The organism is Arcicella lustrica, from assembly GCF_034930985.1.
Lineage (GTDB): Bacteria > Bacteroidota > Bacteroidia > Cytophagales > Spirosomataceae > Arcicella > Arcicella lustrica.
On the sequence record NZ_JAYGIM010000001.1, the window covers coordinates 579,026 to 598,581 of the forward strand.

Annotated in this window: 14 protein-coding genes and 1 tRNA gene; 5 read left to right on the top strand and 10 right to left on the bottom strand. The window is 33.9% G+C overall.

Annotated features, from left to right (window positions below; genetic code table 11):
- Positions 1-158: 158 nt before the first annotated feature.
- The 7 genes from VB798_RS02395 to VB798_RS02425 all read right to left on the bottom strand — a co-directional run bounded on the left by VB798_RS02395 (position 159) and on the right by VB798_RS02425 (position 8,652).
- Entirely contained in the window at positions 159-731 is a 573-nt protein-coding gene (locus tag VB798_RS02395; protein ID WP_323255574.1) for a YozE family protein, read from the bottom strand.
- Between the two features lie 105 nt (positions 732-836).
- The gene (locus VB798_RS02400; protein ID WP_323255576.1) at positions 837-4,829 is read right to left on the bottom strand and encodes an NACHT domain-containing protein; all 3,993 of its coding nucleotides are present in this window, start codon (positions 4,827-4,829) and stop codon (positions 837-839) included.
- Positions 4,819-5,736, bottom strand: a complete 918-nt coding sequence (locus VB798_RS02405) for a 5'-methylthioadenosine/S-adenosylhomocysteine nucleosidase family protein (protein WP_323255578.1) — start codon at positions 5,734-5,736, stop codon at positions 4,819-4,821. Before VB798_RS02405 ends, VB798_RS02400 begins: the two co-directional genes overlap by 11 nt.
- Positions 5,737-5,916: 180 nt before the next feature.
- A complete protein-coding gene (locus tag VB798_RS02410) occupies positions 5,917-6,321 on the bottom strand; it encodes a hypothetical protein (protein ID WP_323255580.1) in 405 nt (134 codons plus the stop codon).
- Between the two features lie 218 nt (positions 6,322-6,539).
- Positions 6,540-6,938 carry a hypothetical protein gene (locus tag VB798_RS02415; protein WP_323255582.1) on the bottom strand — a complete coding sequence of 133 codons (399 nt, stop codon included), beginning with the start codon at positions 6,936-6,938 and terminating at the stop codon, positions 6,540-6,542.
- Positions 6,939-7,022: 84 nt separating this feature from the next.
- Positions 7,023-8,258: a phage integrase SAM-like domain-containing protein gene (locus VB798_RS02420; RefSeq protein ID WP_323255584.1), complete on the bottom strand. Its 1,236-nt coding sequence runs from the start codon at positions 8,256-8,258 to the stop codon at positions 7,023-7,025.
- A gap of 309 nt (positions 8,259-8,567) precedes the next feature.
- Positions 8,568-8,652, bottom strand: a tRNA-Ser gene (locus VB798_RS02425).
- Positions 8,653-9,132: 480 nt separating this feature from the next.
- Between VB798_RS02425 and VB798_RS02430 the strand changes: the two genes are divergently transcribed.
- Positions 9,133-11,727 carry a penicillin-binding protein 1A gene (locus VB798_RS02430; RefSeq protein ID WP_323255586.1) on the top strand — a complete coding sequence of 865 codons (2,595 nt, stop codon included), beginning with the start codon at positions 9,133-9,135 and terminating at the stop codon, positions 11,725-11,727.
- 66 nt (positions 11,728-11,793) lie between these two features.
- Entirely contained in the window at positions 11,794-12,687 is an 894-nt protein-coding gene (hemF, locus tag VB798_RS02435) for an oxygen-dependent coproporphyrinogen oxidase (RefSeq protein WP_323255588.1), read from the top strand.
- A gap of 20 nt (positions 12,688-12,707) precedes the next feature.
- Here the strand turns inward: hemF and VB798_RS02440 are convergent, their stop codons facing one another.
- From VB798_RS02440 to VB798_RS02450, 3 genes are all read right to left on the bottom strand, one after another.
- Entirely contained in the window at positions 12,708-13,160 is a 453-nt protein-coding gene (locus tag VB798_RS02440) for a helix-turn-helix transcriptional regulator (RefSeq protein ID WP_323255590.1), read from the bottom strand.
- 193 nt (positions 13,161-13,353) lie between these two features.
- Positions 13,354-13,764 carry a hypothetical protein gene (locus VB798_RS02445; RefSeq protein WP_323255592.1) on the bottom strand — a complete coding sequence of 137 codons (411 nt, stop codon included), beginning with the start codon at positions 13,762-13,764 and terminating at the stop codon, positions 13,354-13,356.
- A gap of 93 nt (positions 13,765-13,857) precedes the next feature.
- Entirely contained in the window at positions 13,858-14,952 is a 1,095-nt protein-coding gene (locus VB798_RS02450; protein ID WP_323255594.1) for an o-succinylbenzoate synthase, read from the bottom strand.
- Between the two features lie 344 nt (positions 14,953-15,296).
- On the opposite strand from VB798_RS02450, the gene lpxK reads away from it, so the two are divergent.
- The 3 genes from lpxK (at position 15,297) to miaE (ending at position 19,231) form a co-directional block, all read left to right on the top strand.
- A complete protein-coding gene (gene lpxK, locus VB798_RS02455; protein ID WP_323255596.1) occupies positions 15,297-16,352 on the top strand; it encodes a tetraacyldisaccharide 4'-kinase in 1,056 nt (351 codons plus the stop codon).
- Positions 16,353-16,442: 90 nt separating this feature from the next.
- Positions 16,443-18,458 carry a putative porin gene (locus VB798_RS02460; protein ID WP_323255598.1) on the top strand — a complete coding sequence of 672 codons (2,016 nt, stop codon included), beginning with the start codon at positions 16,443-16,445 and terminating at the stop codon, positions 18,456-18,458.
- 155 nt (positions 18,459-18,613) lie between these two features.
- A complete protein-coding gene (gene miaE / locus VB798_RS02465; RefSeq protein ID WP_323255600.1) occupies positions 18,614-19,231 on the top strand; it encodes a tRNA-(ms[2]io[6]A)-hydroxylase in 618 nt (205 codons plus the stop codon).
- Positions 19,232-19,556: the final 325 nt, after the last annotated feature.

Below are 19,556 nucleotides of genomic sequence, written 5' to 3' on the forward strand. Positions count from 1 at the left end.
GCTATACTTCTTTTGTTACTATTTTCTATAATAGCACTTTTAAAAACAAATATTCCATTAACTAATAAATCTCATATCACCCCTTTAAAACTATTTTGAAAGGTCACAGTTTTATAAAAGTGTTCCAACATTTCAAACTAGTAATTTACATCCATAAACTATTTTACTTGGTTTTTAAGATAATCAAGCATTTCCGAATAATTTGGCTCAGTTGGCTTACGTAAATCATTATATTTATTTTTAGCCAAAGAGTCAAGAGCATCCTGGACAGATACTTCGCTAGTTAAAACTCCCATGTGGATTTTATTTAGGTTAATAATTGAGAGGTCATTAAGCTGACGCATAGTATAAATATCGAACTTTAACGCTCTTTGACTTGCTGAGTCTACAGCGTATACTCGGTAAATATCTTCAAGTTTACCAACGATAATTGCTCTATCTGATGGAAAATGGAGTTTTAAAAATGGCCAGCTTTCGGCTCTTAATGGCGTGAAATGAACATCAAGATTTAATGGATCCACAGTATTGTCTTTTTGTTCATGAAATGCTGACACCATTTCTTCGAATACACTTCCATTACCATGTCGGCGCAACTGAAACTCAATATATGATATAATACCGCTCTCGGATTTTTCGTATGGGAAATCTTTGTCACTCATTACGTCTTTGGCCAAGTCACCAAGTGGTGTGTCAAATGATACTTGTGATTTTAAAAATTCTATGATAGTCATAATATGAAATTTAATAAGAATAAATATGTGGTGAATAATCAAATGTGTAACGCTTATGGTATCTGATATTTATACAAGTTATAGACTTAAGTTTGGCAACATTTGCTAACGAAATATTTCATCCAATTTCCAAAGTAAATCCAGTGCGACCGGCCATCCTGAACGTACGTAAATATTTAGCAAATTCATGATTTGTGCAAATGCTTGTGGTTCTGTTAACATACTTTTATGGTCTGCCAGTAGTCGTTCTGTGTATTTAACCACCTCCTGGATTGCAGAATAATCGAAAGTATAATTGGTTCCTACAGCCATCGTAGTGATCTCGCTAGTAGTAGCTAAAGAAAACCGTGCATCAAAACGAAGTACTTCACCCATGATCTCAATAAAATAATGGGCACTGTGACCTTGCATATGCCCACCTTTCAATTGCCGTGATATACCAAGAATCTTTTCAAGTAACGGTTTGGCAAAAAAGTAAAAACGGAGTTGATGTTCCTGGTTTATTCTGATGGTGTTCTGCTGTGGGATTACTTGGCTGACTTGCATAGAAAAATAAATCTGTTTGATTACCGTATCGATAATTACAAAGGATTGTTGAACTTCTTCTATAACTTCGTCATTAGATTTTGTAGAAAGTAGCATTTTCTCACACATATTAAGTAACATCATTAATGTATCCAGCACCCTTACACTTTTTTCGACATCAGTAGGATCTAAATAATTACGATTTTCAGGCTTAATAATTTCAAACGCATTAGAGACCAAGACTGGGCCAATGGATAGATTATTTTCTAAGCATTGTCGCAGTATGTCTTTTATTCTCACATCTCCCGTAAATCTTAAAAAGGCTAATGCTATTGACAAAAATGAGGCCAGATATGAATAATGTCCTTCTGGTATTTTAAATATCTCCGACTTTGCCAGTTGATAAGCATTAATGAAGCGATCTGGTTCTGTTGTGAATATCTTAACGTTGTTAAGACGGCCAATAATTACAGATTTGGTAAACCAGTCTGTCTCTTTGTCAAGTCGTTCGTTAACTATTTCCCAAAAAAGTTCTTTTTGCGTAGGGTATAAATGATGTAAGGATTGCATGATACCAAACCTAGTTATGGCATTTTTGTCGTTAGCATACTGTTTGATAAGTGGTAATAGGTCAACATCTTTTGTACATGCAAATAATTTAGGAAGGGCAAAGGCAGCATTACTGCGAGGTGTTTGTGAATATATACTTCCTGGAGATGAATTTTTCTCCGCAAAGATATCTGAATCAGTATAATAATTCAGGCAAAAAAAGAGCATCTCTTTGAAAGTTATGTATTGCTCAGGTGATAGTTGAACCTCATGCTTAAGAGTTAAATTGGAATGAAGAACTATTCTGCAAACATCTGCGACATTGGTCAAAATAGTTTGTTTCAATCGCTGTGATACTTCGGTATTGTCTCTGACTATTACAAATGTTTTGTTTGCAGCTTTTAATGGCTCTGCATAGTTTTCTGCATCGGGAACATCATTCGAAAAATGATTTGTCAGCCACTCCATTTTCTGGTTTTCGGCAAGAAGTTGTTCATTTTCCTGTTTTTTGATGTCCACACCTTGCTCTGTCAAAAACATTTCGGTAGTATATATCTCAGAGGTTGAGGTATACGATACCAATGGTTCATTTTTCATCACTTCTGATGATGACATTATAGCAATGGATTTCGCCTCTGTTAGTCTTTCTTTGGGTATCCTACTGAGCAATCGCAAAATGTTCATATTTCCTAATGCTGACACACTGATATTTTCAGGATATGCTAGTATCGTTTTTTCCAATTGATGTACCTGTTCTTTGGTGTAAAATTGAATAGCTGATTCCAGAAATGTGCCAGCAGCAACGATAGTATCGTCGCAGTATAATATAGCTGGTTGTAACAGAAGATTAAATAATAGATCGTGTAAAATCTCTGGGTATGATGTCCCAAAGTCAAGTAGCATTTTCCAATTGTAAGCACTATTAGCACATGAGAAATACGATTTCAAGAGTATCTTTAGCAATTCAATTTCATTTGTGCTTATAAGTTTTTCAAAATAATTGAGAATGTACTGTGTATATTGAATGGGTTCTGTGCTACTCATAGGATGATACCACGAATGTGATAAATCAACCTGATAATGTGCATTTATGTCATCAACTAAAAAGTCAAACGGGATTTTAATTGTGTCGAGAATAACCAATCCGTCCAAATTCTTTTTTTTAATAAAATTATTTGAAATTGACAATGCGATGGGTATTGCCAGTTCTGGGCTAGAACTTATAAATTTCGGAAATATCTGTTGTAATCTATAATGACAAATATCAAATTGGTCATGTCTACTTGATGTAAAACTCATTAACACTCCGGAGTACATTGGTGCCTGATCGAAGGAATTTTCCTCATGAGCGGAAACTTTTTCATAGATTCTCGCACAAAATTGTGGATCAATCATATAAAACTCCTTAATATTTTCAGTTAAGGTAGAAACATAAGCGATGTTAAAATCTGGTTGGTCTATAATATCCAAAATCAGTTGTAAGCAAGTCCTTGATGCTTCAATGTCCGTTGAATAAGTTTTTGCAATAAGTGATATACCTGTATAGCTTGCCAGTTGGTCGACACTTTGGTTTACCTTATTAGCTAGTAGGAAATTTATTAGATTTCTCGCTGAATTTCCACATATTGAAAAAGTAGCAACATCTGCTTGTATAATAGGATCTTTAATCAATCCTTCGAGTATAAAACTAAAGTCCCATACAAAAGCTAATTGTAGATTAGTAGACAATCTTAAAAGTAACGAAGCCTGGGCTGCCTTATTTGTTGTTTCTTTTATGAATCGTAGTGCCTGTAGTACATTAATTGTCTGTGAAATATTATAAGAGGTAGGATCATCTAAAAATTTAAGCTGATTCGTATCAACAAATTCCTTTGCTACTATCGTTGAAGGTATGAGTTTATTAAACAAGGAAATCACATCATCTGTACTCAGAGATAATTCGTTATAAATCGTCCAAAACTTAGCAGGATTTACATACCATAGATTCGCAAAAAAATATATAAAACTTGGGCGTAGAAAGAATGGCCTTGCCTGATCAGCAGCAATAAATTGAAGTAGCTCTATTGTATTATCTTTTAATACAAGTTTACTGACTGCAAAATCAAATAGAATATTATGAGCAAAGGCCATTTTGGGTGAATAAGAACCCTGCTCTGTTAGTATGTTCTCTCCTAATAACTGTTCTGTGATTAATAGTTTATCAATGTCAATGTTACTCAAATAATCTAGTTTATCAACTGATATTACCCGATTTTCGACCATTTTTAGTGTAAAGTCTTTTAAAAACAATTCCATCTGAATAGATGGAGTAACCTTATACACTACTTTTATCCAATACATTTGGAGTAATTCAATTTCAGATTTTAATACTCTAATTGTGTCAGTACTGGTATCTGTTTTTGAAAGGATGATATCCAACAAAGAAAGGAAAAATGGTATTCTAAATATTTCTTTTAGTTTGGCTGTGCCTTCTTTATAAATGGTATTTAACTTTTGATACCCTGTAAGAAATTCACTAAGTTCTTTTTCAGATAGTATAGGAATTTTAAATCTCCGACAATGAATATTGTCATTGTTGAATTCAGCTGGAAACAATTCGATTAGCTTTTGTGATCGGATAGCATCATAAGTTCTTACACTAACCACAATTGACCAGTTAGGAAGCTGTTGTTTTGCCTTAGTAATCTGTTTAAGTATTACTGTTTTTAGCTTTTCATCTTTGATGGTATCATAGGCATCAAAGATGAAAATTCCTTTTGTATTGTCTGGTAAGCTGATAAGTCTAAGTGCATCAATCCAGTTTTCACCACTTACACCAAGTGCTTCAGCTATATCTTTATCGCTGCCATCGCTTAAAAAGTCTATTTGTACCATTGTTGCTGGAATTTTTTTTTCCAGTAATAGGCTAACCATTTTGCTTAATAAATAAGTTTTACCAACACCAGGTTCTCCGATAACCACCCCACTTTCCTGTTGAAAAAAGGTGTGCATTTCCTCAAGGAGTTTGCTTCTATCAATCTTCATTTCTGATTTCTTTGGCTAATGATTTGTCTTTTTTTAATATCCATTGGGGTAGGGTGCCCTTCTCTTCTGAAAAGTCAGTTTCTAGAATGTCTTCTTGTACAACAAGCCCGAGATCTTTAAAACCAGATGGCTTACTAAACACTAGTTCACAAAGTGTCACGGCGCTATCTATTGCCATCTTTTGATTTTTGTGTTTGTTCTTCCCCTTGTTTCCATCTGCAAAGTCGCAAATTCCTTTAACCAATATCCAATCGACCTTTCGTTGGTCGCAGGCAGTATAGATTCCAGCGCCCTCCATTTCGCCACCTTTTGCCTCGGGATACTCTTTCATTAATTGATTTTTGAATAATGTGTCGTCAATTAATTTCTCACCAGATAATATCAGACCTGGAATTATCTTAGGAATTCTACCTTTCTGTTCATAGCTCCATCCACTAACTGATTTAAACCGATCCAGTAATAGCGAGCTTGTAGCTCCTTCTTTTCCTCGGAACAATATATCATTTTTGCCTATTCTCTGTGGATCATAAGGTTGAATGCGCTCAGCAACCAATATATCACCTATTTTTTGCTTACTTTTGTTTGCACCAAAAGCAATTCCTACCATCAAAACAATTTTAGGGCTCCAGGTAGTTATTGCATCAAGAGTGGTAATGATTGATGCATTTTTTCCAATTGATCCCATCTCGTTGCAAGAAACATGTACAGTAAAAAATACACCAAATACACCTACATAGTAAGTGTATTTGTGCGTTTGAATTTGGAGAATATCAGTGAATCCAGGTAGCGGCTTTATATGTTCATGTAGAACTGTTTTTTCAATCTCGGTCGCTGTTACGATCAATAAATTGAATTTGGATTGATATGCATTGACAAAACTGTCATCTAAGTATTTATAAGTGGCCATTGAATTGAAGTTGTTCTAAAATGCTAAATTTATTGAAAAAAATAAGCATTTTGAAGTTTTGATAACTGTTATGAGTTAGCAATGTCAAGATTTAACTTGCAAATTTCTATCTGGAATAGTGTGAGAATTGTTTTCCATTATTATAAGGACTACACTACAACTTTTGATAAAGAGGTACTTTTAACCATTTCCAGTTATTCGACAATACAAACCAGAAGAACCTATTGGAGTATTTGGGCGAATTAGTAGGCTTGTGTATATACCAATTCTTCCAGAAACGTCGTTAACCTCAACTTGATTAAAAGCATTTGTTGTTTTCTTCCTATTTGTTGCTTTCAATCGTATAGTATAAATTGAGTTAATTTGGTAGGTATGGTATAGCTCTTTGTTTGAAATCGGTTCTTGGGTACCATCTACCCAAACAATAGTAGCAGACTCATACATATTTGAGGTATTAGTTACCGATACAACACCCTCTCCAGATTGTTTACTCACTTTGAAAGATGCTTGTGGCTCAATGTCAGATTTACAGCCACTGTAGATTAGAACTAATGAAGTTAATAGAACAAAATGTGTTTTTTTCATTTAAGTGTTATTATTAAGGGATAAAAAATGTTGTAAAAGTATTTATTTTAATATGAATATTTTAGCGTAAAAGTACCTGTTTTTATTGATTGTTTCTTTTCATTTAAAAAACGCTATTTTTTTAGATGATTGAGAGAACTAAAATGTTATAGCATTAATAGTAAATAAAAAACCTAACTGAGAAGCTCTTAGTTAGGTTTTTTTATTTACGAAATTTATTATTTATCAGTTTTGATATTATACCCCTTCCCTAAAACAGAAGTGTTGTAATTAACATAAGTAAAAAGAATAAGAGGTATAAAAAACCTTTTGGTTTCATATTTCGGTTGCAAAATACCATCTACTTGGTTTTGTTTACAAGCCTGCAAATACACTCGTTCTCTTCTTGTTTCCTCTGATTTCCCTCCGAAGGGGATAAAAAGAAACCAAACTTTACTGTAAGTTTTGTCAGATTCTACGTTTTTACCTACAATGATGTCTTCTTTTTTGAGATTTTGGATGTTAGCAGCTTGGTCGATGGTGTTAACACCCTGACCTACTCGGTTATGATTTACTGAAGTACAAGATGAAATAAACAGTGAAATAATTGAACTTAGGCCTATAATTGTCTTTTTCATTTAAGTTTTATATTTAAGGGATAAAAAATGTTGTAAAAGTATTTTGCTTTGTATGAATAGTTTAATGTAAAAATGCCTGTTTTTTTATTGATTGTTTCTTTTCATTTCAAGAATCACTCTTCTTTCATCTGGTTTTGCATATCTTTTTACATACTTTTCGTTCTTAATCCCTAATAAAACCATTAAAGCCTCATTAGTCCAACCCTTAACGTTCAAAAGCCAGTCTGATAGTGTTTTACGTCCTGCTTTAACAGAGATTTTCAAAATTAACTCTTCAGGAAACCCTAATTCATCTGCAATTAGTTTTAAAGTATCATTCATTTTAGAATTCGATTTGATTGAGATATTTTGCCAACCACCATACTTTTCAATTATTTGATGTACTTCCTGAAAGTATGGTACTTTAGCTGTAACAGTTGTTTTTACACGAGCTTTGAATAACCACTTTTCTCCATCAATACCTTTTCTCTCAGCTTTATTAATATTTGAATCATTTTGTGTGTTTTTGATAATTTCTTTAAGGTCGGCATAATGGAATCCAGTCCTACAATAAAGTACAAATACATCTGCTACTTCTTGCTTAGCCTTTGTCCGAAATTTATGATTTTTCAAAATCTCAAACTGGTCTTGAGTTAAAAAGATATTTTCATCTGGTTCGGGTTCTTTAAACATTATATCATAAATTGGAGTATGGTGGCATTGCTTTAAGTTTTTGAAACCCCATTTGGCAACTTGTTTAACCACTTGGCATCTTTTGTGTACAGTTAGTGGTGCAAAGGCTTGGATGTTTTTCATCCAGCTTCTGAACTTCCTCAACTTATTTACATCAAATTCACTGATTTTTAGGTTTAATTGTTTTTCATAAATAAAGAAATTCAGTAAACTATCTCTAACATTTTTATACTTTGTTAAAGTGCCTTTGCTCAATTCTTCTCTTTGCTCCAATGGGTCAGGTTCTTTGATTGCAATTAGAAACATATCGAATACTTCTATAAATGAAGGCTCTTTTAAATCAACTTCATTTTCACCCACCTTTAAAATAGCCTCTTTGAGCATTTTAACATTAAAGCTTTTTTTCTTTCGTAACAAATCGTTGTAAGCAATAAAAATGTCTGATTCGATTGTTGCTAATATTTCATTTTTAATTGAGGCATTAGGAGCATTACTTCTTACTCTCTTTTTCTCAATATCCCAATCTTCTGTAGCAATTTTGATGTTTGTTGAACCTAATTCTAACCTTTCTCCATTGTAAGAAATTTTCGTGTAGATTTTTGAAAAATTAACATCTTTACATCTGTGGCGGATAAACAGTATTTCCATACGGTGTCCAAGTATTTTTTTTGACTCATCGGTGATTAATATTATGTAGTTTAATTCTCAAATATTAAGAAACTATTAAATTAAGCACCGAAGCTTTTTGTGAAAATATTTTTCTTTCATCAAGTGCCACCAGTCAAAACTTTAGTGCCACCAAAAGTGCCACCAACTTGAAAGGTGTTTGTACAAGCATTTGAAAATGATATTTTGAATTTTGGGATGGGAATATTGCTTTGAATGGCTTAAAAGCAAAAAATCCTACCGTTTGGGCGGTAGGATTTCTTAGGAGAAAAAGAATATTTTCTGTGGATGTAGAGAGTGAGGGATTCGAACCCCCGGACCTGTTACAGTCAACAGTTTTCAAGACTGCCGCAATCGACCACTCTGCCAACTCTCTTCGTTTTTGATGATGCAAAATTAGTGCTTTCTTTCTTTTTGTGCAACTTTTACGCAAAAAAAATATCAAAAAAAATATCAGTGAATGTAAGTTTGGCTGATTATTAGGGAGTTAATGTGTAAAAAAACTTTAAAGTTTTTTTACACATATCTATTTTAAAGGTCGCTCAATGGCTTTTTGAGCTTGTTTTTTCAGTTTTATCTCTTTTTGATTTTAAAATGTAAAGCAATTTTGATCAAGTTTTTGATGATGAATCAAAGCCTACAAGGAAATATCAATCCAATAACGCAATACTTTAATTTTTGTAAAAAAATAATCAACAAAATATTATCAAATTGATTCATCAAGTAAATCTCAAAAAACTGACTTATGAATCAATTTTTAATGTTAAAGCTTTCAATTTTCTATCTTGTTTCACTCCTTAATCTAAAACTTTTGTCGTAAATTGTCGCCTATTTTAGTTTGATAAATAAGTACACGATGAACAAGATAAAACAACTCATTCAAAATCTTAGTGTTATTATTCAAACAGCGCTGTTGAATTCTCTGCATTTGCTTTGGCTTCAAATAGATAAATTGTTGGTAATAATATTGGGTGAAGAACAGGTACAAATACTTTATAAGCGCCTCGATAGTATAAAGGCTTATTTTTCAGATGCAAAACAAAAAATTAGCCAAAGTTTTGATAAAGAATCTGCTTATTATAAACCGATAAGAACACTTTGGAAATCATTTGTATGGACAGTACTGGCAGGTGTTTTCTATCTTTTTTGTATCCAAACCAACTTTTTGTGGTTAACTGGTGAAATGCCTTCGGTAGGAGAATTACAAAACCCTAAACTTTCTCAATCATCAGAGATTTATTCAGAAGATGGTGTTTTAATGGGGAAGTTTTTTCAAGAAAATCGCACACCTATCAAAAACTATAAAGACCTTTCTCCTTTTTTGGTAAAAGCATTAGTAGCTACAGAAGATGCTCGTTTTTATCAACATTCAGGAATTGACTTTAGAGCAATTTTTGGCGTAGTAGCTGGGATTGTCACTGGAGCAAGCGAACGTGGTGGTGGAAGTACCATTACGCAGCAATTGGCCAAAAACCTTTTTAAAACCCGTAAAAAAGAAGGAGTTGCCAAAAAAGGAGTATTTGGTTATGTACCAGTTTTGGGCAAGTTTGTCATCAAAACGAAAGAATGGTTAACAGCCATCAAACTTGAAAGATATTATACCAAAGAAGAAATTATTTTATGGTACTTGAACACCGTTGATTTTGGCAGTAATTCTTACGGAATAAAAGTAGCCGCCAAAACATATTTTAATACTTCACCAGATAGCTTAAATGTGCAAGAAGCTGCGGTATTAGTTGGAATGCAAAAAGCAACCAATACTTATAATCCTAGAAGGAATTACGATAAATCTTTGAAAAGAAGAAATACCGTTATGTCACAAATGGTGAAGTATGGTTATTTAACGAGAGTTCATTATGACTCGCTTTCAAAATTACCAATTAAGTTGAAAATAAATGAGGAATCTCCTTACGATGGTTCAAGTAATTATTTTAAAACAGCCGTAGCGAAAGCATTAAAAGAATGGGCAGATACAAGTGATGTTGAATTAGATTTGTATAGAGATGGACTAAAAATTATTACTACTGTCGATTCAAGAATGCAAATCTATGCAGAATCATCTGTACAGGAAGGAATGCGAGCTTTGCAAAAAACTTTTGATAATCATTGGTCTGGAAAAAATCCTTGGTCGGATGAAAAAGGAAATGAAATTCCGGGATTCATCGATACTGTTGCCAAAAGAACTAGCTATTATAAAGCTTTAGCAGCAAAATATAAAAACAACTCAGATTCTATTTGGCATTACATGAAAAATGTAAAGCGTAAAATGTGGGTTTACTCAAGAAATGGTTCTGGAGAAGAACAAATGACGATGAGTGCTTACGATTCTATTGTGTATTACAAGCGTTTTTTACAGGCTGGTATGATAAGTATGGATCCGTTCACGGGGCATATTAAAGCTTGGGTTGGTGGTTTAGATTTTCAATATTTTAAATATGACCACGTCAATCAAGGGCGTCGTCAACCTGGTTCTACTTTCAAACCATTTGTTTACACGACTGCAATTGATGGTCCGAAAGACATGTCGCCATGTACACAAATTAAGGATGAACCTTTTGAAATTGAAGTAGAAGAAAAAGGCGAGAAAAAAATCTGGCGACCACATAATGCCGACGGTCGATTTACTTATACTTCGATGTCGCTACGAAGGGCGATGGCTCGTTCTATCAACTCTTGTGCAGCTTGGCTAACGAATGAAGTCGGTCCCGATTCTGTAGTTTATTATGCTCATAAAATGGGTATTAAAAGTCCATTGGCGGCTGTTCCATCCATTGGTTTAGGGTCTAACGATGTTACTTTATTTGAGATGGTAGGTTCTTATGGCTGTTTCTTGAATGAAGGAATTTATACACAACCCATGTTGGTCGTTGAAATTCAAGATAGAAACGGAAATACGATTCATACTTTTGAGCCAGAACGCCATCAAGCCATCAGAAAAGAATCTGCTCAGTTAATGAGATACATGTTAGAAGGTGGTTTAGAAGAACAAGGAGGTACTTCACAAAACCTTTGGTCGTTTAAAGATTTATTTGATGGAAAAGACCGCTACAAATCACGTTTTGCTGGAAAAACGGGTACAACTTCTAATCATTCAGATGGTTGGTACATGGGTTTAACCAGTAATTTGGTAACAGGAACTTGGGTAGGAGGTGACGATCGTTCCATTCACTTTAGGAGTGGAGCTTATGGCGAAGGTTCTAAAACGGCATTGCCACTTTTTGGGCGATATATGTCAAAAGTGATTAAAGACCCAAGTCTTGAGGCATATCATCCTGTACCTTTTGAAAAATTAGATCCCAAACGAATTACTAAGCCTTTCAACTGTACGGTAAGATATGCTGCTGTAAACGATTCAACCAATGCCGATAGTAATTATGTTAGGTCTGATTCACTTGCACCAGTAAGGTCACCCAATGAAGCAAGACCAGATTCATCGGGTAGAGGAAATTAATTTATCGGAAAAATAGCAAGAGCATCTAAGTATATTTAGATGCTCTTTTAAATAAATTATAAAGTTATGACCAAAGAAAGCATCTCGGAATACTTCAAGGAATTACAAAATCAGATTTGTGCTGCCTTAGAAAATGCCGATGGAAAAGCAACTTTTCATGAGGATAATTGGCAGCGTGAAGGCGGTGGCGGAGGAAGAAGTAGAGTTATCCAAAACGGAAATGTTATCGAAAAAGGTGGAGTAATGTTTTCTGCTGTTTGGGGAGATTTACATGAAAAAATGTTAGCCTCAATGGGCTTGACAGAAAAGGTTGATTTTTTTGCAACAGGAGTATCTATCGTTTTGCATCCAAACAGTCCGAAAGTGCCTATTATTCACATGAATGTAAGGTACTTTGAGATGTCTAACGGAACATATTGGTTTGGCGGTGGAATAGACCTGACGCCACATTATGTTGTGGAAGAAGATGCAGTTTGGTTTCATCAATACTTAAAATCTGTTTGTGATCAACACGATGAAAGTTATTATCCTAAATTTAGAAATTGGGCGGATGATTACTTTTTCAATACGCATAGAAATGAAACTCGTGGGATTGGTGGAATATTTTTTGATTATCAAAAACCAAATGAATCTCGTAATAAACAGGACTTGTTTGCTTTTGTAAAAGCCATCGGAGAATCTTTTGCACCGATTTACACACATTTTATGCAAAAGAATAAAGATTTACCTTTTACTGAAAATGAAAAAACATTCCAAATGTTACGCCGTGGACGTTATGTAGAATTTAATTTAGTTCATGACAGAGGTACGAAGTTTGGACTCGAAACCAATGGACGAACAGAATCCATCTTGATGTCGATGCCACCAATGGCACAATGGGTTTATGATTATAAAGCAGAGAAGGGTTCGGAAGAAGAGAAAACCTTGAGTCTTTTAAAGAAGGGAATTAATTGGGTTTAGAGGCAACTCTAAACCTTTTTTTATTGATGACGAATTTTTTCTTCTAGTAATTTGATTTGAATTTGCAAAGATTTTATTTCAGAAACTTTACTTTCAAGCAATTGCTTTAGCAATTGTAATTGAATTCCCAAACCTTCTATTTGTTGGTGAAGTAATTTGTTATGAAATTCTAATTGTTTGGAAGGATTACTAAAATCGTTAATATTATCTTTTGGCGTTTCAACTTTAATCTGTTGATTTTGTCGTAATTCTTCCACAGAAACTACAGAAAAATCTAGTTTCTGCAAATTATCTAAGTTGATTCCGAAGTAATTACAAATCGCATCACAAACATCCAAAGAAGGGAAAGTATGCCCATTTTCATAATCAGACAATGCACTTTTACTTACATCCAGTATTTTGCCTAATGCTTCTAATGTCAACTTATTTCTTTTTCTCAGAATTCTGAGATTGGCACTAAACTTACTTTCCATTTAATCTTTGTATTTATTATGGCAATTGAAGTATTGATAGGATGTTCGTAAAATTAATAATTTGCTTAAATGGGTTTTTGTTATTTCAAACCAGAAAGGTCTCCGCAACATCTTTCGCAGAGACCTTTTTGTTTAATTATTCAACTAAAGTACATGCTTTGGCAGAAAAATTCAATTGATAGCTCCGAAGATATTACTCAGCATCTGCTGACCATACAATTTTTTTCTTTTTACCAACCACTAAAACAATTCTAGTTGGGCTTGGTAAAAGCATCAATCTTGCATTGGCAATTGGGTTTTCTTCTAATTCTACTTCAACACCAGCATCAGCACCTACTTCAATACCACCATCGCTAGTTTCTTTGAAAGAGCGAGCTAAATAAGCGGTTGGTAAAAGTACATCAGACTCTGGACAATATTCTTTGTGAATTTCTTGAAGAATATTTTCTAAAAAGTCGCCGTATTTATCGTTAAAATCATCTTCTAAATCGTGAAGTGCTTCTTCTACATCATCATAATCACGATGGTCGTAACCCATTTGGCTAAGAGCGATTCGTTTTTCAAACAAAGAAAGAAGTTCTTTATCAAGTTCCTGAATATTCATTGAATTAAATTTTGTAATTGATATATGATACAAAATTGCAAAGTCCTGCGTTGAATCTCAAATTTATCGACAAAAATTTATCTTTACAAAATCCTAAATTAAGAAGCTCAAGGGAGCTAAATCCCAAGCTTGTTGTGGATTATGTAAAATTTTTCCATCACTAATTTCTAATGGAGAAGCGATATTATTATGGTAAAGTTGCCCAGTTCCTAGTCCTTGAGGCAATGGATTGTTGAATTCTGCGGTAAATTGTGTGATGGCATTCAAACCAACATTCGATTCTAAAGCTGAAGTAAGCCACCAACCAATTTTTAAACGATTGGCATTTTCAATCCATTCTCTACATTGTTGAAAACCGCCAACTAAAGTAGGTTTCAAAATAATGTATTGAGGCATTATTTTTTTTAGCAATTTATATTTTTCAGTATATTCACGAACGCCGATGAGTTCTTCATCCAAAGCAATTGGGATAGGCGTAACCTTGCAAAGTTCTGCCATCAAATCTTCATTTCCTTGACGAATGGGCTGTTCAATAGAATGTAATTGGTATTCTGAAAGTCGTTGAAGCTTTGGTAATACTTCATCAATCGAAAAGGCTCCGTTGGCATCTACTCTTAACGTAACTTGTTCGGGTGTGTAGCGTTTTCGGATATATTCTAATAATTCACACTCTTTGTCAAAATCTATCGCCCCAACTTTTATTTTGATGGTATCATAACCAGCTTCCAATTTTTGGTCAATCTGGCGAAGCATAAAATCTTTACTTCCCATCCAAACCAATCCATTGATGTCAATTTGGCGTTCAGCTTTGGCAAAAGCATTGTTGAAAACTTTTCGTTTTCCACCATTCATTAAATCAAGCATGGCGGTTTCAAAACCGAAAACGACAGATGGAAATGATTTTTCTAATACTTGTTCAAGAATGATGTTGAGATTCCAAGGATAAACTTCTAATTCGAGCGTATTGAAGTTCTCGCAGATACCCAAAAGCTGTAATTCAAAATCTGGTCGGTCGTCGATACTGAGTCCTTTCAATGGCGCACACTCGCCTAAACCGAAAACCGTCGGGTTATCAGAGTCAAAAATCTTAATGAAGTAGCTATCTTTGTGCGTTAGCACACCCCGAGACGTTCCTGCCTCGAATTTAAAATCTAGCGTATATTTTGCAAAGACAGCTTTAAGACTCATTTTCTGGTAAGCCCAATTTTTTTAAAAGAATTTAGCAATAAGGTTTGTGCCGAAATAAATAAATTTCAGCAATTATTTTACATTAATCGTCTGATTGTCTGTGTATTAATGGTTCTGGAAAGATCTTCTGTGAGACAAGTACTCCGTTAAAGTATCTTAAAAGGGATTTGAAATTAGTAAAAAGTCAGAACTCTTTATGAATTTTGCAGTGTAAAATTTTTATTTTTTATGAAAACTGGAAATTAGATAATTTTTTGAATTTGATTTTAAAGAAAAAATAAAACCATAATCCCAGCAATAGCTAATATTTTGCTAGCGCCCATTTTATTCTTAATGCTAAAAATATGCGTTTTCTTCTTTTACCTTTTTCTTGGCTTTATGGTTTGGTTACCGATTTTAGAAATTACTGCTACGATAACCAGTTTTTTAGCGTGAGTACTTTTGAAAAACCAGTAATCAATATTGGTAATTTAACCGTTGGCGGAACAGGGAAAAGTCCACACGTTGAATATTTAATTCGTTTGCTTAGAAAGGATTTTAACATTGTTACGCTAAGTCGTGGTTATGGTCGAAAAACAAAAGGTTTTATTGTCGCAGATGAAAATGCTACAGCCGAAACGATAGGAGATGAGCCTATGCAGTTTTACAATAAATTTAAAAATGAAGTAAAAATTACAGTTGGTGAAAAAAGAGTAGAAGCTTTGAACACTATTTTTTCAAATTTCCTTGCAACAGATTTAGTGATTTTAGATGATGCCTTTCAACATCGTGCCGTAAAACCCTCTTTGAATATACTCTTGATGGATTTTCATCGACCGATTGACAAAGATTTTACTTTTCCTGCTGGCAGACTTCGTGAAAAAAGACATGGCGCTGAAAGAGCAGATATTTTAATCGTCAGTAAATGTCCTGATAATTTGTCAGAAACAGAGCAGCAACAAATTGCCAATAAAATTACTCCATACTTGTCAGCTGAAACGCCCATTTTTTTTACTGGAATTCGTTATGGAGAACCGCAAGTAATGAGTCAAAATTCAAACAAAGATTTTGCTGAAACAATATTATTGGTTTCGGGCATTGCCAGACCAGAACCTTTTGAAACGTATTGTCAGCAACATTTTAAAGTAACACAACATTTAATTTATAAAGATCATCATCATTTTACGGAACAAGATTTTAGGTTTATTTTGGATACTTTTGATAAAATTCCTGCAACAAAAAAAAGTATTTTGATGACAGAAAAAGATATGGTGAAATTTCAGATTTTTCTGGAAAGTGAAAAATCGAAAGCAATTCCAATGTTTTATTTGCCTATTGAAATTTACTTTCTGAATGAAAGTGAACAAGTATTTAATGAATTAGTATTGAAAAGCTGTAAATCATCAAAAAGTAAAGCCTAAATTGGTAGATAAAAGACTTTTATATTTTTTGAGTCATTACAAGCGAAATCCGCTTGACCCTCTTTCGCCTTTTTTATTTAATTTTGCATCGTGAATTTCAAAAGATATATCCTAACATTTTTAGGGCTTCTCATTTCAGAAGTCTTGTTGGCTCAGTTCTCTACTTCAGGTTTTGGTACGGGAACGCAATCAACCAATAATTTTCCACAAGGAAAAACAACAGATAAAGCTAAAAGTCCAACAGGAAGAGCAGGCGTAGATGACTCAACAAAAGTGATTTATGGACCAACTTCTACCAAGTACTTTTTAGAAGAAGATGTTTTTAATAATCGTAAAAAACTTTATACGATTGATACAACAATTGGCGAAGGACATAATTTCAATTTTGTTCAACGCTATAGAAATATGTACCAAGATTTAGGAAATATTGGTACAGCCATTCGTCCAATTTTCTTTCAAGCACCCGAACAAATCGGGACAATGCTTGGCTATGATGCCTATACATTGTACGCTTTCAAGCCCAATCAAGTACGATACTTCAATACTCGTTCGCCTTTTACCAATTTAGTTTATGTAACGGGTGGGAATACCCAAGATTTATTACAATTTGAATTCAGCCGAAATGTTGATTCTTTGTGGAATTTCAGCATCAATCTACAAAGAATTGTGAGTAACAAACAGTTGGTAACAAGTTCTACTTCTACCAATAAAAATGCTTTGGGTCATTGGGATTTTATGATTCATACCAATTACCAAACCAAAAACAGAAAGTATCAACTTTTGGCTTATGCCAATTTATCAGATCATAATTCAAACGATGAAGGCGGTGTTTTGCCACAAGGTAGAAGCTATGATTTGATACTTCAACAAGGTAATAATGCTGCTATTTTGAATAATGCTGCTACCAGAGATAAATTTTATAACCTTCATCTTTATCATGAATACGTGGGTTATAAAGCTTTTCAGGTATATCAAGTGCTTGATTATCAGACAAGAAAAGTACAATTCAGAGATCCAGATTATATTGCGAATTGGACGAACGGTTTTTATCCAATCGCTTACGATACTTTAGGAAAAGCTTCTCGCTATACCACAGATGCCACAGTAACGGGCAAAATGAAATTAGATTCACTTTATAACGAAAGTCAATACAGCATTTTTGAACATAAATCAGGTATCAAAGGCTTTTACAAAGGTTTTAATTATCGCTTGCATTTGCGTCAGCGTTTCTTTGGATTCACCAATCCTTTGTACAATTATAGCATTAGTAGAAATGAAAATTTCTTGGGAGTTTGGTTGAATCAATACTTCAAAGATAGTACAAGGGCTTTTGCTGAATTGGAATACTTATTAACAGGAAGTGATTTTAAATTGAATGTAGAATTTCAAGGAAAATGGTTAAATATTGGCGGAAAAGCCATGTCCACTTCGCCAACTTTGGTACAGCAAGTAACATTTAATGATGGTTTTCGCTGGGATAAAAATACTACAGCTTTCGTGACTGACCGTGGTATCAGTAACAATATGCAAACTTATCATGCTTATGCTTCGGCAAGTCCTAAGTTTGGGAAATTGACGCTTCGACCAAGTGTAGATATTAATTTAATCAACAGTTATATTTATTATGATACTCTGGCTTTTGTAAAACAGGCAACAGAAGATATTGCGATATTCAGGGCTGGTTTGGGAATGGATTTAAGAAAAGGAGCTTTTTCCACCATCAGCCAATTGTATTTGACAACAACAACTGGTCCAGATTTAATCAGAATTCCAAAGATATTTGCCAGTACTCGTTTAGCTTTTGATTTATTGTATAAGAAGAAACTCTTTATCCAAACAGGTTTAGAGCTTCATTATAAATCAAATTATTATGCCGATGCCTACATGCCAGCCATTCAGCAATTTCATTTGCAAGATAAACAGATGATAAATGGCTATTTGCAAGCAGATGCTTTTGCCGATATGCGTATCAACAGAGTGCGTTTATTTTTCAAATTTGCCAATGTAGCTCAGGGAATTTTAGGAAATGGATATTACGCCGCTCCAGGTTTTTTAGGAATGGGCAGAACTTTTGGCTTTGGCTTGCAGTGGTTGCTTTTTGATTAGTTAGTGAATGAGCGAATTAGTGATTTGTGAATGATTTTATTTTGTTTTAAAAAAATCTAAGTTGTTGCTCAATATCAAATTTAGTAATGAATTGTTAAGTCAAAATTTTGAAGTCAATCACTAAATCACTCATTCACAATTCACAATTTCAAAACATGACGAACGAACAAAAACAATACGCTACCAAAACGATGTTAGGATTAAAACTCCCGACTGACCCACGTTGGGTAAATATCGCTGAAAAAAATATTGAAGAAATCTTGATTGACCACGCTTATTGCGAGCAAAAAGCGGCTTCGTCTTGTATTTCATTAATAATTCAATTTCCTGAAAAAGAAAAACTCAGAGAAGTATTGATGCCTGTGGTTTCGGAAGAATGGGCGCATTTTAGAATGGTGATTAAAGAATTGGATAAACGTGGTTTGCCTTTGGGGAATCCTCGAAAAGATTTGTACGTGCATCAATTGTATGAAGGAATGAAACGTGGCGGTTCTCGTGAAGAACAACTGGGCGAAAGATTATTTATGAATGCCCTCATTGAAGCCCGCAGTTGCGAACGTTTTAGATTACTTTCTTTAGAAATTTCGGATGAAAGTCTTAGAGAATTCTACCATGAATTGATGATTTCGGAAGCGGGACATTACGTAAACTTTATTGACCTAGCGAAAGAGTACTTGTCTGAAAATTATGTAAAACAACGTTGGAATGAATGGCTAGAAATGGAAGCAAACATTATGAAAAATTTGGAGTTGAGAGGGGATAGAGTGCATTAAATTGAGGACTTTAGGATTTTGGGACTTTAAGACTTTAGGACAAAAGATTCAAGATGCAAGAGACAAGATTTTTTGATTTTGAGATAAAAGACTCAAGATACAAGAAGAAAGATTTTTTAGACTCTGGGATTTGAGAGCCAGAGATTTTTAAATTACAACTTGTCTTATACTAAGGTTTTGTTTTGTCTATAAAATAAAATTGATGTAGCGGCAACTCTTGCAGTTGCCGCATTCAAAATGGCAACCGCAAGGGATTGCCGCTACTTGTTTAGTTTATCAAGCTCTTTTATCTTTTTGTCAGCTTAATGAACTACATTTCATAATT

Excerpts from the sequence above, each read along its gene's own strand:
- VB798_RS02395 (WP_323255574.1), bottom strand. The coding sequence starts at position 731 with ATGACTATCATAGAATTTTTAAAATCACAAGTATCATTTGACACACCA.
- VB798_RS02400 (WP_323255576.1), bottom strand. The coding sequence starts at position 4,829 with ATGAAGATTGATAGAAGCAAACTCCTTGAGGAAATGCACACCTTTTTT.
- VB798_RS02405 (WP_323255578.1), bottom strand. The coding sequence starts at position 5,736 with ATGGCCACTTATAAATACTTAGATGACAGTTTTGTCAATGCATATCAA.
- VB798_RS02410 (WP_323255580.1), bottom strand. The coding sequence starts at position 6,321 with ATGAAAAAAACACATTTTGTTCTATTAACTTCATTAGTTCTAATCTAC.
- VB798_RS02415 (WP_323255582.1), bottom strand. The coding sequence starts at position 6,938 with ATGAAAAAGACAATTATAGGCCTAAGTTCAATTATTTCACTGTTTATT.
- VB798_RS02420 (WP_323255584.1), bottom strand. The coding sequence starts at position 8,258 with ATGGAAATACTGTTTATCCGCCACAGATGTAAAGATGTTAATTTTTCA.
- VB798_RS02430 (WP_323255586.1), top strand. The coding sequence starts at position 9,133 with ATGAACAAGATAAAACAACTCATTCAAAATCTTAGTGTTATTATTCAA.
- hemF (WP_323255588.1), top strand. The coding sequence starts at position 11,794 with ATGACCAAAGAAAGCATCTCGGAATACTTCAAGGAATTACAAAATCAG.
- VB798_RS02440 (WP_323255590.1), bottom strand. The coding sequence starts at position 13,160 with ATGGAAAGTAAGTTTAGTGCCAATCTCAGAATTCTGAGAAAAAGAAAT.
- VB798_RS02445 (WP_323255592.1), bottom strand. The coding sequence starts at position 13,764 with ATGAATATTCAGGAACTTGATAAAGAACTTCTTTCTTTGTTTGAAAAA.
- VB798_RS02450 (WP_323255594.1), bottom strand. The coding sequence starts at position 14,952 with ATGAGTCTTAAAGCTGTCTTTGCAAAATATACGCTAGATTTTAAATTC.
- lpxK (WP_323255596.1), top strand. The coding sequence starts at position 15,297 with ATGCGTTTTCTTCTTTTACCTTTTTCTTGGCTTTATGGTTTGGTTACC.
- miaE (WP_323255600.1), top strand. The coding sequence starts at position 18,614 with ATGACGAACGAACAAAAACAATACGCTACCAAAACGATGTTAGGATTA.